Below are 13863 nucleotides of genomic sequence, written 5' to 3'. Positions count from 1 at the left end.
GCAGTTGTTTCTTTAACTATTTCTAGTGGTAGAAGTTTCTAGGATATAGAAAATAGTTGAACAAAAAATTAATTCAACTGTTTATTATAATATTGAAATTAGGTAAAACGCGAAAATGTTTATTCCTTATCATATTATAAGGTCAAAAAGGAGAGAAAAGAATAATATAAATAAAAGAGATTGCTTATGTCACAGATTATCGGACATATCTCGCAGGTCATCGGCCCTGTGGTCGATGTGTACTTTGAAGGTACGGATGCGGAACTGGTGCTGCCAAGCATCCACGACGCACTGGAGATAAAAAGGCCAAACGGCAAAATACTGGTTATAGAAGTTCAGCAACATATCGGCGAAAATACGGTGCGTACCGTAGCGATGGATAGTACCGACGGACTTCAGAGAGGCATGAAAGTGTATCCCACCGGAGGCCCGATCACTATGCCGATAGGCGAACAGATTAAAGGACGACTGATGAACGTAGTCGGTGATTCGATCGACGGTATGAAAGGGCTCAACCGCGACGGTGCGTATTCCATTCACCGAGATCCCCCTAAATTTGAGGATTTGACAACTGTGCAAGAGGTGCTCTTCACGGGTATCAAAGTGATCGACCTGCTCGAACCGTATGCCAAAGGTGGTAAAATCGGTTTGTTCGGCGGCGCCGGTGTGGGAAAAACCGTATTGATCCAGGAACTTATCAATAATATCGCCAAGAAACATAACGGATTCTCCGTATTTGCCGGAGTAGGTGAACGTACCCGTGAAGGTAACGACTTGCTGCGCGAAATGATCGAATCCGGCGTTATCCGCTACGGCGAAGCATTCAAGGAAAGCATGGAGAAAGGCCACTGGGATCTTTCGAAAGTAGATTATAACGAACTGGAGAAATCGCAAGTATCGCTGATTTTCGGTCAGATGAACGAACCTCCGGGCGCACGTGCTTCTGTGGCACTGTCCGGACTGACGGTAGCGGAATCTTTCCGCGACGCCGGTAAAGAAGGTGAGAAACGCGATATCCTGTTCTTTATCGATAATATCTTCCGTTTCACGCAAGCAGGTTCGGAAGTGTCCGCCCTTTTGGGACGTATGCCCTCCGCTGTTGGTTACCAGCCTACGCTGGCCACGGAAATGGGTGCGATGCAGGAACGTATCACGTCTACCCGCAAAGGTTCTATCACCTCCGTACAAGCGGTGTATGTGCCTGCCGATGACTTGACCGACCCGGCTCCTGCAACGACTTTCAGCCACTTGGACGCAACTACCGTACTCGACCGTAAGATCACCGAGCTGGGTATCTATCCGGCTGTCGACCCGTTGGCGTCTACGTCACGTATCCTCGACCCGCACATTGTAGGCCAGGAACATTACGACATAGCGCAGCGAGTGAAACAAATCTTGCAGCGTAACAAGGAATTGCAGGATATTATCTCTATCCTCGGTATGGAAGAACTCTCGGAAGAAGACAAGATGGTAGTGAACCGCGCCCGCCGTGTGCAGCGTTTCCTTTCGCAACCGTTTGCCGTAGCCGAACAGTTTACAGGCGTTCCGGGTGTGATGGTGGGTATTGAAGATACCATCAAGGGATTCAAGATGATTCTGGACGGAGAAGTGGATTATCTTCCCGAACAGGCTTTCCTGAATGTCGGCACGATTGAGGAAGCAATAGAGAAAGGTAAGAAATTGCTGGAACAGGCGAAAAAATAAAAATATAGAGTGATGAAAGAACTGCATTTGAGTATAGTATCGCCCGAAAAGAGCATATTCGACGGAGATGTGAAGATTGTCACATTGCCGGGCATGATCGGTTCGTTTTCTATTCTGCCGGGGCATGCGCCCATTGTATCGTCGCTGAAAGCGGGAACGTTGAGTTATACGACGATGGAGGGAGAAGAGCACACGATGGATATTCAGGGCGGTTTTGTTGAAATGAGTGACGGCACGGTTTCTGCCTGTGTTTCCTGACGGAAGCCTTCCGGCACAAAGACCAAGTATCTAAAGATTGAAAAAAACGAGATAATAACCTTACAGAAAAACACAGTAACATGATGAATATTAGTAAAACTAAACGGAACTTTATCTGTTGGCATACCTTATTTGCAGTGATTAGTGCGGCGCTCGGAGCTGTTATCCTACACTTCGCTCTGCCGGGGCATTATTTCGGAGGGTATCCGTTTATACCGGTTTATTTTTACTTCTTCGGGTTGGCCAGCATCTATATGTTCGACGCTTGCCGGCGGCACGCTCCGCAGAGATTGTTACTGTTGTATTTGGCAATGAAGATGATAAAGATGATTCTTTCGCTGATTCTGGTCTTGATTTATTGCCTTGCTGTACGCGAAGAAGCCAGAGCTTTTTTACTGACGTTTATCTCGTTCTATTTGATATATCTGATATTCGAAACCTGGTTTTTCTTCTCTTTTGAGATGAACCAGAAACGGAAAAAGAAAAATAAGAAGAAACATGAAACAGTTGCATAACATAGTAGCTCCGTTGATTCTGTTCTGTCTGATGGCAGCGGTCAGTTTGCCGGTTCTTGCGCAAGAGCAAGAGGGGGAAACGGTGGCGCAGCAGACGCAGGACGAAATTACTCCGAAGGAGGAACAGGAGAACACGGTTGATGTGAAAGAAATTGTGTTCGGTCATATCGGCGACTCCTACGAATGGCATATTACAACATGGGGTAACACGCATATTACTATACCGTTACCTATTATTGTTTATAGTAGCACTTCAGGTTGGCACACGTTCCTTTCTTCCCGTCTCGAAGAGAATGGAGGTACGTATGAAGGACTTTCCATCGCTCCCGCAGGAAGCAAATATGAAGGCAAACTGGTAGAGTATGACGCCGCAGGCGAACAGGTTCGCCCTTGGGATATTTCCATTACGAAAGTGACGTTTGCCTTGTTGTTCAACAGCGTATTGCTGCTCGTTATCGTGTTGTGTGTGGCACATTGGTACAGGAAACGTCCGCAAGGAGCCAAAGCACCGGGAGGATTTATCGGATTCATGGAGATGTTCATCATGATGGTGAACGACGATATCATCAAGAGTTGTGTCGGACCTAACTACCGGAAGTTCGCGCCATATCTGCTGACAGCGTTCTTTTTCATCTTTATCAATAACATGATGGGATTGATTCCGTTCTTCCCCGGAGGCGCGAATGTGACGGGAAATATCGCTATCACGATGGTGCTGGCGGTCTGCACGTTCCTTGCAGTCAATATCTTCGGTACGAAACATTACTGGAAAGATATTTTCTGGCCCGATGTACCTTGGTGGCTGAAAGTGCCTGTGCCGATGATGCCGTTCATCGAGTTCTTCGGAATCTTTACGAAACCGTTTGCTTTGATGATCCGTCTTTTTGCCAATATGCTGGCCGGACACATGGCGATGCTGGTGCTCACCTGCCTGATCTTTATCTCGGCAAGCATGGGGCCTGCGCTGAACGGCACGCTCACGGTGGCTTCCGTATTGTTCAACATCTTTATGAATGCGCTTGAACTGCTGGTGGCTTTCATCCAGGCTTACGTATTTACGATGTTGTCGGCAGTGTTTATCGGACTGGCACAGGAAGGAGCCAGAGTGAAAACAGAAGAATAATCAATGAAACGCGGTGAAAACGTGACTGAACGAATACGGAATAAACGCGCGGAATGAGGAATTAAATAATAAAAACAAGAGAAAATATAAACCATTTTAAAACTGAAAATTATGTTACTATCAGTATTGTTACAAGCCACTGCAGCAGCAGTAGGAGTTAGTAAATTAGGTGCAGCTATCGGTGCAGGTCTTGCAGTAATCGGAGCTGGTTTGGGTATTGGTAAGATTGGTGGTTCGGCAATGGAAGCTATCGCACGCCAGCCGGAAGCATCGGGAGACATTCGTATGAACATGATTATCGCCGCCGCCTTGATTGAAGGTGTGGCCCTGTTGGCGGTAGTAGTTTGTCTGTTGGTGTTCTTCCTCTAATCAGGTATATAACAAGCGGATTTCGCAGGCGTAAAACCCTGTTTCTAAATGGGGGAGATCCTCATGCAATGGGCAGCCGCGAAATCGTAAATTGTAAATCGTAAAATCGTAAATAAAGATTATGTCATTACTATTACCTGATAGTGGCCTGCTGTTCTGGATGTTTCTCTCATTCGGGATTGTGTTCGTGATATTGGCGAAATACGGCTTCCCCGTCATCATCAAGATGGTGGAAGGCCGTAAGACCTATATCGACCAGTCTTTGGAGGTGGCGAGGGAAGCTAATGCCCAGTTGTCTAAACTGAAACAAGAAGGCGACGCATTGGTGGCAGCCGCCAACAAAGAGCAAGGACGCATCTTGAGGGAAGCAATGGAAGAACGTGACAAGATTGTTCACGAGGCCCGTAAACAAGCCGAAATTGCCGCACAAAAAGAACTTGATGCGGTGAAACAACAAATCCAGATGGAGAAAGACGAAGCAATCCGCGACATCCGTCGCCAGGTGGCCGTGCTTTCTGTTGACATCGCCGAGAAAGTGCTCCGCAAGAGTCTTGAGGACAAGGATGCACAGATGGGCATGATCGACCGCATGCTGGATGAAGTACTAACCCCGAATAAGAACTAAGGAAGATGGAAGTCGGAATACTCTCAATGCGTTATGCAAAAGCTATCATTGAATACGCACAGGAAAAAGGTCTGGAAGACAGGTTGTATCAGGAGTTTCTGACCCTGTCGCACAGCTTTTGTGAACAGCCCGGTCTGCGCGAAGCGCTTGATAATCCCGTCATCACGACCAAGGAAAAGTTGGCGTTAGTCTGCACAGCTGCCGATGGTGACGGTAAATCGACCAGAGAGTTTGTCCAATTTATCACTTTGGTACTGCGAAACAGGCGTGAAGGCTATCTGCAATTTATCAGCCTGATGTATCTGGATCTCTACCGGAAGTTGAAACATATTGGCGTAGGAAAGCTGATTACAGCCGTTCCTGTCAATAAGGAAACAGAAGACCGGATCCGGTCGGCTGCCGCACATATCCTGCATGCTCAGATGGAGCTGGAAACGGTGATAGATCCTTCTATCGAAGGTGGGTTTATCTTTGATATCAACGACTATCGGTTGGATGCAAGCGTTGCCACGCAGTTGAAGCGAGTGAAACAACAATTTATTGATAAGAATAGGAGAATTGTATAATGTCTGAAAATATAAGAGTAAGCGAAGTATCCGATATATTGCGCAAGCAGCTCGAAGGAATCAATGCCAATGTGCAACTTGACGAAATCGGTACGGTGCTCCAGGTGAGTGACGGCGTAGTGCGTATCTATGGACTACGGAACGCCGAGGCCAATGAATTGCTGGAGTTTGATAATGGTATCAAAGCAATCGTGATGAACCTCGAAGAGGACAACGTGGGTGCTGTACTGTTGGGCCCGACGGACAAAATCAAAGAAGGATTCGTCGTGAAGCGTACCAAACGTATCGCCTCCATCCGTGTAGGAGAGGGCATGCTGGGACGTGTGATTGACCCGCTGGGCGAACCGCTCGACGGCAAAGGATTGATTGGCGGCGAACTGTATGATATGCCTTTGGAACGTAAAGCTCCGGGAGTAATCTATCGTCAGCCTGTGAACCAGCCGTTGCAGACCGGATTGAAGGCTGTGGACGCCATGATTCCTATCGGTCGCGGACAGCGTGAGTTGATTATCGGCGACCGCCAGACAGGAAAGACTGCCATTGCGATTGATACGATTATCAACCAGCGCACTAACTTCCTGGCAGGCGACCCTGTATATTGTATCTATGTAGCTATCGGTCAGAAGGGTTCTACTGTTGCTTCTATCGTTAATACGCTTCGTGAGTACGGAGCACTGGACTACACGGTGGTTGTAGCTGCCACGGCTGGTGACCCGGCTGCGTTGCAGTATTACGCTCCGTTTGCAGGTGCTGCCATCGGCGAGTATTTCCGTGATACCGGGCGTCATGCGTTAGTGGTTTATGATGACCTTTCCAAACAGGCGGTGGCTTATCGTGAGGTTTCGCTGATTCTTCGCCGTCCGTCCGGTCGTGAGGCTTATCCGGGTGATATCTTCTATCTGCACTCCCGTCTGTTGGAACGTGCTGCCAAGATTATCAGTCAGGAAGAAGTGGCACGCGAAATGAACGATCTCCCAGAAAGTCTAAAGGGGATTGTGAAAGGTGGCGGCTCGCTCACAGCATTGCCTATCATCGAAACGCAAGCAGGTGACGTATCGGCTTATATCCCGACGAACGTGATTTCTATCACCGACGGACAGATATTCCTTGAGACTGACTTGTTCAACCAGGGTACGCGTCCGGCTATCAACGTCGGTATCTCCGTATCCCGTGTAGGTGGTAACGCGCAGATTAAGGCTATGAAGAAGGTGGCCGGAACATTGAAGATTGACCAGGCGCAATATCGCGAGTTGGAAGCCTTCTCTAAGTTCAGCAGCGACATGGACCCGATTACTGCCCTGACTATTGATAAAGGACGTAAGAACGGACAATTATTGATTCAACCGCAATACAGCCCGATGCCCGTAGAGCAGCAGATTGCTATCCTCTACTGTGGTACGCACGGACTTCTACATGATGTCCCATTGGATAAGGTGCAAGACTTTGAACGCAGTTTCATCGAATCTCTGCAACTGAATCATCAGGAGGATGTATTGGACATACTGAAAACGGGCGTGATCGACGATAACGTGATTAAAGCTATCGAAGAGACTGCCGCTATGGTGGCGAAACAGTACTTATAATAGTGATTAGTTGGTTAGTGATAAGTGATTAGCTTACTGTCACCAACCACTAACCGCCAACTATTAATCACTATCACCAACTATTAATAATTAACCACTAACCAATAAAAAAATGGCTTCACTGAAAGAAGTAAAAACCAGAATAAATTCGGTAAAAAGTACCCGAAAAATCACTTCAGCAATGAAGATGGTGGCTTCTGCCAAATTACACAAGGCACAAGGAGCCATTGAGAATATGCTGCCTTATCAGAAGAAGTTGAACAAGATTCTGACTAACTTCCTAAGCGCGGACCTGCCCATCGAATCTCCTTATGTGCAGGAGCGTGAAGTGAAGCGTGTAGCAATCGTCGTCTTTTCTTCAAACACTTCTCTTTGTGGTGCTTTCAACGCCAACGTCATCAAAATGATGATGCAAACGATCGGGGAGTTCCGCACCCTGGGACAGGATAATATCTTGATATTCCCAATTGGCAAGAAGGTGGATGAAGCGGTCAAACGAATGGGATTCAAACCGCAGGAGACTTCTCCGACGCTCTCCGACAAACCGACGTATCAGGAGGCTGCCGAATTGGCTCACCGACTGATGGATATGTATGTGGCAGGAGAAGTGGACCGCGTGGAAATAATCTATCATCACTTCAAATCAATGGGGGTACAGATTCTTCTCCGGGAGACGTATCTCCCCATTGATATGACGAATGTGGTAAGTGAAGAGGACAGAATGAATAAGGAGGAGGTAGAGGAGCATGAAATTGCCAATGATTATATCATCGAACCGAACGCGGAAGAATTGATCGCCAGCTTAATACCAACAGTATTGAGCCAGAAGATTTTTACCGCTGCCGTTGACTCTAATGCATCGGAACATGCTGCACGTACCCTGGCTATGCAAGTGGCTACGGACAATGCAAATGAACTGATTCAGGATTTGACGAAGCAGTATAATAAGAGTCGCCAGCAGGCGATTACAAATGAGTTGCTGGATATTGTAGGGGGGACAATGAAATAGATTCCAAGGATTAATAACAATATTTTTTGATTCGGTATCCCATTTTTAAGATAAGCCTTAAAAATGGGATATTTGTATATATATTTGTGGCATAATTAGGCTTGATTATGGGTTTATGCCTAGACAAAACAAACTTAAAAATATATATAGATTATGAGAATTAAGCATTTATTGAACTTTTTCGTTGCAACGGTATTTATCGGTGTGGCAGTAGGATGTGCAGAAAAGGATTTGTATGATCCTAATTATGGGAAAGAACCTGTAAAAGGTCCTGAAGAATATTTTGGATTCGAAACACGTGGAGATGTGTCGCTTGATGTGAATTATGCATTACCCGGATTTGCGGCTCTTATTGAAGTCTATGACATTGATCCGATGGAAATTGTGGATAATACACCTGTAAAAAAACAAGGAGTGGAAGCTTTATTCAAGATTTACACAGATGAAAGCGGAAAGTTTAATGGAAAGATGAATATTCCTACTTCTGTAAAATCGATATACCTATATACGGAAAGTTGGGGATTACCAAGGTGTATGCCATTGGAAATAAAGGATGGTATGGTTAGTTTTGATATGTCAAATATAGGAGCTTCTACTGTAAAAGCAAAAAATAATACACGGTCTTATGGTTTTCAAGGGACGGTTCCTTATGTCTTGAATGGAAATAATAAACTGTATTCCTTATGTAAATGGGGAGAGGGAGGAAGTCTTGACAGTAAATATATGTCATTTGAAGAGAACGTTGGTGATGAAACGGTTGGAAGTTTGACGCAACGTTTGAAGAATTTCTTTAATCCTGATGGAATAGCGAATGTTGATAATATGAATTTAGTCACCCAATCCAGAACTACAAATATTACGGTAACACAAGATGGGACTGCATTGGATGTTATTTTCCTGAATCGGGATGCCATGTATAATAATTCGTTCGGGTATTATTATTATAAAACATCTAAGGAACCTGATATGCGCGGAATGTCAGATATGAAGAAGTATATCATATTTCCAAATGTTTCTTTCTCTGTATATGGAGGTCAGTTGCCTATTTTGAAATGTGGCAGTAAAGTACGTTTGCTCTATTTTGATGAACAAGGTAATGCTAAAGAGGAATTTCCAGCCGGTTATACGGTAGGATGGTTTATGTATGCTGATGGATATAATCAGAGTGAGAATGAAATTGATATAACAAAACAAGTTGCATCAGGTTTCTCTAATTTATTAGCTTCTAATCAGGTGTTGGGACAGCAGCGACAGAATTTTGTATCTGTAAAGGACGAGACAAGCGGCAAGGTTATTATCGGAGTAGAAGATGGGGCAAATAATAGTTATTGTGATCTTTTATTCTATGTAAATGCATCAAAAACTATTGAGGAACCCAATGACAGACCTGTTATAACTCCGGATGATGGAAATGAACCAGAAAAACCGGATGTAACTGAAACGAAGACCGGTACATTAGCTTTTGAAGATATATGGCCTGGCGGTGGAGATTATGATATGAATGACGTAATCGTAGAATATAATCGTGCCGTATCTTTTGATAAAAAGAACCAGGTAACTAAAATTGTAGATACATTTACTCCTGTACATGATGGTGCAGTGTTTGCGAATGCTTTTGCTTATCAGGTAGATAAGGGACAATTCGGTAAAATGACTTTTTCCGCTACTACGGAAGGGATACATACGGAATCTGCAACATCTTCTATTATTGTTTGTCCGAATGTGAAGCAAGCTATTCAAAAGGTATATACTATAACCCGTGAATTTACAGGCGGTTCTTTCAATAAGAAAGATTTAAAGTCATATAATCCTTATATCATAGTGAAGTATGCCGAAGGGCAAAAAGGTCGTACAGAAGTGCATCTGCCTAAGCATGAGGCAACATCTCTTGCGGACTTGTCTTTAGCAGGTACTCAAAAGGATGCTTATTACATAGATAAAGAAGGAGCTTATCCGTTTGCTATTGATATTCCTATCTTGAACTTTATTTCAGTAACTGAAAAAAAGAGTATTGATACCGAATATCCTAACTTTAAAGCTTGGGCAGATTCTAAAGGAGAAAAATATACGGATTGGTATAACAATCATGTAAATTAACTCTCAAAGCATATAACACAACATTTGGTGTTTTTATTGTTCTCTCGTCCCGGTCGTTATTTAATGAAAACGACCGGGACTTTCTTTTATCCGATTGCTTCTCATCTCTACCAGAAAAAGTTTGCTACTTTTATTTCAATCTCTATATAGTTTTCTGTACCTTTGCACAAAACAATATAACTTTCATGGAAAATAACCCGGAACTGCAGCTAGCTTGGCAGTTCATAGAAAATACAGGCACACATTTATTTCTTACCGGAAAAGCCGGAACCGGAAAAACGACATTTCTTAGACGATTGAAAGAACATACGCCCAAACGCATGGTCGTATTGGCTCCGACAGGGATTGCAGCTATCAATGCGGGAGGAGTAACGATTCATTCTTTCTTTCAGTTGTCTTTTGCCCCTTTCGTGCCGGAAACTACCTTTAATTCTTCCCAAACGCATTACCGTTACAGTAAAGAAAAGCGGAACATAATTCGTAGTATGGATTTGCTCGTTATTGATGAGATCAGTATGGTGCGTGCCGATTTGTTGGATGCGGTGGATGCAACTTTGCGGCGGTATCGCGATAGAGAGAAACCATTTGGCGGGGTGCAGCTGTTGATGATTGGAGATTTGCAGCAATTGGCTCCCGTCGTGAAAGATAATGAGTGGGAACTGTTGAGGAAGCATTACGAAACCCCTTATTTCTTTGCGAGCCATGCGTTGAAAGAAACGGTATATATGACCATTGAGCTTAAAAAAGTCTACCGGCAGAGTGACACATTCTTCCTGTCTTTATTAAATAAAATCCGGGAAAATAAGGCTGATGATGAAGTGTTGAATGAACTGAACCGTCGTTATCAGCCTGGTTTCCAGCCACAAAAAGAAGAAGGATATATTCGGCTGACGACACATAATTATCAGGCACAGAAAGTAAATGACCGTGAACTGGCATCTTTATCCGGCAAGGCGTATCATTTTCGTGCCGAGATAGAAGGAGACTTCCCCGAATATTCGTACCCTGCGGATGAACTCCTGACAATAAAGGAAGGGGCACAAATTATGTTCCTGAAGAATGATCCATCGTCCGAGAAACGATATTATAACGGTATGATTGGTGAGGTGGTCACTGTTAATGATGCAGGCATTATCGTGCGGGGGAAGGGGAATAAATCAGAATTTCAGTTGTTGCCGGAAGAGTGGGGAAATTATAAGTACGTGCTGAATGAGGAAACAAAGGAAATCACGGAAGTGATAGAAGGAACGTTCCGTCAATATCCTATCCGTCTGGCATGGGCTATTACGATACATAAAAGTCAGGGGTTGACGTTTGAGCGTGCCATTATTGATGCGCGTAACTCTTTTGCGCACGGACAGACTTATGTAGCGTTGAGCCGTTGCAAGACTTTGGAAGGGATGGTGTTGGAGTCTCCTTTGCGGAGGGAAGCCATTATTAGTGATGCTACGGTGGATAATTTCACCAAAGCGGTAGAGCAGAATAAGCCGGGCAGTCAGCAGTTGAACGATATGCAAAAGGCGTATTTCTTTGATTTGTTGAGTGATTTGTTTAATTTCTATTCGATCGATCAGGCTTATAAACGATTGCTTCGTTTGATAGATGAAGATTTGTATAAGCTCTTTCCGAAGCAGTTGGCAGAATATAAGGCATTGGAACCTCGCATCAAAGAGAAAATAGTGGAAGTGTCCCAGCGTTTTCGTAACCAGTATACCCGGTTGATACATGAGAGTGAAGACTATGCGACGAATCAGGAGTTACAGGAGCGGATTCGTTCCGGGGCCAGATATTTTCATAAAGAGTTGGCGCCGGTTCGGGCTTTGTATAATAAGACTAATATGCCTCTTGATAATAAAGAGTTGAGAAAGCTGTTGGCGGAACGTATGCAGGCGTTGGATGATGCGTTGTGGATTAAAGAGTCTTTGTTGGAGGCTGTGTCTGCAAGAGAGAGATTCGCTATTACGGATTATTTGAAGTTGAAGGCTAAAGTAATGTTGAGTCTTGAGGATGATTCTTCTTCTTCCGGTTCTTCGAAAGCGTTGAAAGAAAAGAAAGAGCGGAAGGAACGGAAAGAGCGTACACGTAGCGGTGCTGAAAAGGTGAAAGTGGAAGTGCCTACGGATATTTTGCATCCGGAGCTTTATCGCGCCCTGTCTGAATGGAGGACAGCCAAAACACGTGAGGTGAATCTTCCTGCGTATGTTATTATGCAGCAGAAAGCGTTGATGGGAATTGTGAATCTGCTACCGGATAATCCAAGAGCTCTGGAAGCGATACCCTATTTCGGAGCAAAAGGGGTGGAAAGGTATGGACTTGAAATATTAGGCATTGTCCGTAAGTATATGGCGGAAAATCAATTGGAAAGACCGGAAATAATGGATATGCTCATCTCTGATAATAGGGAAGCCGCAAGCCGACGGGAAGAGCTGAAGCAACGGAAAGAAGAACAGAAGCAACGGAAAGAGGAAGAAAAACAGAAGAAGGAAGCAGAGAAACAGAAAAAAGAAGCGGAGAAGGAGAAGAAAAAAGATACAAAATTAGTCAGCTATGAAATGTTCTGCCAGGGAATGAGCATAGATGAAATAGCCAAAGCTCGCGAATTGGTATCGGGAACCATTGCCGGTCATTTGGAATATTATGTCCGTTTAGGAAAGATTAAAGTGGAGAAAGTAGTGAAAGCTGAAAATCTGGCGAAGATTCGTAAGCATCTGGAAGAACATGAATACATGGGAATATTTGCCATTAAGGCAGCATTAGGAGACGATGTCTCCTATGCTGATATAAAGTTTGTATTGGCTGTTTCCGGGCATTAACTAATTATCTCTGGACCTAGCCCCAAACATAAAAATATCTCTGTCTTTCGTTCACAATGCTCATTCTTGCTCTTGTCAAACCATCGCAAGCAATATCAGAGATTACAGAAAAATGAAACGAAAACAGGAACACTGATATCAATCAGAATACCGTGTAAGATAGCGATGGGAATCATTTCTTTTCCCGAATATCTGCTGATGGAGGGCAGGAGTACATCCATCGAATTGACTCCTGCCGCTGAAATAGGAGCCAGTTTCCCGAAATACTTCTTGATGATTGGAGTACCGAGAAGTGCCATCATCTCACGGAAAATATTAGTCAACAGTGCGATAGTTCCTAATTCCGTAGCCAGTTGCAGCCCGATAGAAGGCTCTTTGAACTGGGTGATAAGGATAGAAGAGAGCGAATAGTATGCGAATCCGCTTCCCACTGCCATACAGTCGAACACGCTCCACTGGCGCAATAGCAGGCTTGCTAAAGCAGAAAACAGCAACGTACCGATAATCGTTCCCAACGGAATCAACAGCATTTTAGGATGCAAATGTGAAACAATCGCTTTCAGGTTCTTATTAGAACCGATACTGATTCCCACTTGCAGCATTAACGCATAAAGTATATACATTGAAACTGTGTGCGTATCAAACTGGAACTTGTTGAAAGCTCCCATGACACAACCTACACAAAAGAATAATATAACGATCAAACTTCCTTTCATTGTTCACCTCCTTCTTGAATAAACGCGTCTTTTTTCCTCTTAAAAGAAATCAGACTCCTTTTTTTATTATTCGCCTCCTTTTCTAAAAAACAATTGCAGTACCAAACGGGCAGCGATCAGGCTTCCCAATACACCGGACACGGCAAGAACAATTGCCTGCCATCCGAATTTACCGAGATTGTTTACAATCAGGCTATTAGAACCGATAGACACACCGAGAATGAAGAGCAACAAGAATATTGTAAGAGAAATTGTCTTTTCTGTCTTTTGCAAGATACTCCAGTTACGCAATACATAACCGATGCCGATTCCTAAAAACATAGTAGATATAATAGAGAACATAATGTATATATTTTTGGTTAGGTTAAACTGATTATTGACAACGCACAAGAGAATTTTCAAAGAAGATGATACATCTGCTTGAAAATCGGAAAGGAATACTGCTGTGAATAGTGAAACAAGTCAGCAGATAGTTCCTGTTAAGA

13 protein-coding genes are annotated in these 13863 nt (G+C 44.0%); 11 read left to right on the top strand and 2 right to left on the bottom strand.

The window, feature by feature from the left end; translation table 11 throughout:
• Positions 1 to 186 precede the first annotated feature (186 nt).
• From atpD to LPH68_RS01290, 11 genes are all read left to right on the top strand, one after another.
• Complete coding sequence (gene atpD / locus LPH68_RS01340) at positions 187 to 1704, top strand: F0F1 ATP synthase subunit beta (RefSeq protein ID WP_008022611.1); 1518 nt, start codon at positions 187 to 189, stop codon at positions 1702 to 1704.
• 12 nt (positions 1705 to 1716) lie between these two features.
• Entirely contained in the window at positions 1717 to 1962 is a 246-nt protein-coding gene (gene atpC, locus LPH68_RS01335; protein ID WP_004315304.1) for an ATP synthase F1 subunit epsilon, read from the top strand.
• Between the two features lie 80 nt (positions 1963 to 2042).
• Complete coding sequence (locus tag LPH68_RS01330; protein ID WP_008022610.1) at positions 2043 to 2477, top strand: hypothetical protein; 435 nt, start codon at positions 2043 to 2045, stop codon at positions 2475 to 2477.
• Complete coding sequence (gene atpB / locus LPH68_RS01325) at positions 2461 to 3600, top strand: F0F1 ATP synthase subunit A (RefSeq protein ID WP_008022608.1); 1140 nt, start codon at positions 2461 to 2463, stop codon at positions 3598 to 3600. Before LPH68_RS01330 ends, atpB begins: the two co-directional genes overlap by 17 nt.
• 111 nt (positions 3601 to 3711) lie before the next feature.
• A complete protein-coding gene (gene atpE / locus LPH68_RS01320) occupies positions 3712 to 3969 on the top strand; it encodes an ATP synthase F0 subunit C (RefSeq protein WP_004295758.1) in 258 nt (85 codons plus the stop codon).
• A gap of 121 nt (positions 3970 to 4090) precedes the next feature.
• Positions 4091 to 4594, top strand: a complete 504-nt coding sequence (gene atpF / locus LPH68_RS01315) for a F0F1 ATP synthase subunit B (protein WP_004315301.1) — start codon at positions 4091 to 4093, stop codon at positions 4592 to 4594.
• Between the two features lie 5 nt (positions 4595 to 4599).
• Positions 4600 to 5160 carry a F0F1 ATP synthase subunit delta gene (locus tag LPH68_RS01310; protein WP_008022606.1) on the top strand — a complete coding sequence of 187 codons (561 nt, stop codon included), beginning with the start codon at positions 4600 to 4602 and terminating at the stop codon, positions 5158 to 5160.
• Complete coding sequence (gene atpA, locus LPH68_RS01305; RefSeq protein WP_004315299.1) at positions 5160 to 6743, top strand: F0F1 ATP synthase subunit alpha; 1584 nt, start codon at positions 5160 to 5162, stop codon at positions 6741 to 6743. Before LPH68_RS01310 ends, atpA begins: the two co-directional genes overlap by 1 nt.
• A 112-nt stretch (positions 6744 to 6855) precedes the next feature.
• The gene (locus tag LPH68_RS01300; RefSeq protein WP_008022604.1) at positions 6856 to 7752 is read left to right on the top strand and encodes a F0F1 ATP synthase subunit gamma; all 897 of its coding nucleotides are present in this window, start codon (positions 6856 to 6858) and stop codon (positions 7750 to 7752) included.
• Between the two features lie 153 nt (positions 7753 to 7905).
• On the top strand, positions 7906 to 9849 hold the full coding sequence (locus tag LPH68_RS01295; protein ID WP_008639992.1) for an LruC domain-containing protein: 1944 nt from the start codon (positions 7906 to 7908) through the stop codon (positions 9847 to 9849).
• Between the two features lie 185 nt (positions 9850 to 10034).
• The gene (locus LPH68_RS01290) at positions 10035 to 12662 is read left to right on the top strand and encodes a helix-turn-helix domain-containing protein (protein WP_008639993.1); all 2628 of its coding nucleotides are present in this window, start codon (positions 10035 to 10037) and stop codon (positions 12660 to 12662) included.
• Between the two features lie 95 nt (positions 12663 to 12757).
• Here LPH68_RS01290 and LPH68_RS01285 read toward each other — a convergent pair whose 3' ends face one another.
• Both LPH68_RS01285 and LPH68_RS01280 read right to left on the bottom strand, forming a co-directional pair.
• A complete protein-coding gene (locus LPH68_RS01285; protein WP_004315295.1) occupies positions 12758 to 13378 on the bottom strand; it encodes a lysine exporter LysO family protein in 621 nt (206 codons plus the stop codon).
• A 66-nt stretch (positions 13379 to 13444) separates the two neighbouring features.
• Complete coding sequence (locus LPH68_RS01280) at positions 13445 to 13720, bottom strand: LysO family transporter (RefSeq protein ID WP_004315294.1); 276 nt, start codon at positions 13718 to 13720, stop codon at positions 13445 to 13447.
• Positions 13721 to 13863: the final 143 nt, after the last annotated feature.

Origin of the sequence: Bacteroides sp. 1_1_30 (assembly GCF_020982715.1) — a bacterium.
Classification (GTDB): domain Bacteria; phylum Bacteroidota; class Bacteroidia; order Bacteroidales; family Bacteroidaceae; genus Bacteroides; species Bacteroides xylanisolvens.
The sequence above is the reverse complement of the archived record's forward strand: the minus strand, read 5'-3'. Positions and strand labels throughout refer to the sequence as shown.

Bases quoted from the DNA above. Each gene is read 5' to 3' on its own strand.
- atpD (WP_008022611.1), top strand. From the start codon at position 187: ATGTCACAGATTATCGGACATATCTCGCAGGTCATCGGCCCTGTGGTC.
- atpC (WP_004315304.1), top strand. From the start codon at position 1,717: ATGAAAGAACTGCATTTGAGTATAGTATCGCCCGAAAAGAGCATATTC.
- LPH68_RS01330 (WP_008022610.1), top strand. From the start codon at position 2,043: ATGATGAATATTAGTAAAACTAAACGGAACTTTATCTGTTGGCATACC.
- atpB (WP_008022608.1), top strand. From the start codon at position 2,461: ATGAAACAGTTGCATAACATAGTAGCTCCGTTGATTCTGTTCTGTCTG.
- atpE (WP_004295758.1), top strand. From the start codon at position 3,712: ATGTTACTATCAGTATTGTTACAAGCCACTGCAGCAGCAGTAGGAGTT.
- atpF (WP_004315301.1), top strand. From the start codon at position 4,091: ATGTCATTACTATTACCTGATAGTGGCCTGCTGTTCTGGATGTTTCTC.
- LPH68_RS01310 (WP_008022606.1), top strand. From the start codon at position 4,600: ATGGAAGTCGGAATACTCTCAATGCGTTATGCAAAAGCTATCATTGAA.
- atpA (WP_004315299.1), top strand. From the start codon at position 5,160: ATGTCTGAAAATATAAGAGTAAGCGAAGTATCCGATATATTGCGCAAG.
- LPH68_RS01300 (WP_008022604.1), top strand. From the start codon at position 6,856: ATGGCTTCACTGAAAGAAGTAAAAACCAGAATAAATTCGGTAAAAAGT.
- LPH68_RS01295 (WP_008639992.1), top strand. From the start codon at position 7,906: ATGAGAATTAAGCATTTATTGAACTTTTTCGTTGCAACGGTATTTATC.
- LPH68_RS01290 (WP_008639993.1), top strand. From the start codon at position 10,035: ATGGAAAATAACCCGGAACTGCAGCTAGCTTGGCAGTTCATAGAAAAT.
- LPH68_RS01285 (WP_004315295.1), bottom strand. From the start codon at position 13,378: ATGAAAGGAAGTTTGATCGTTATATTATTCTTTTGTGTAGGTTGTGTC.
- LPH68_RS01280 (WP_004315294.1), bottom strand. From the start codon at position 13,720: ATGTTCTCTATTATATCTACTATGTTTTTAGGAATCGGCATCGGTTAT.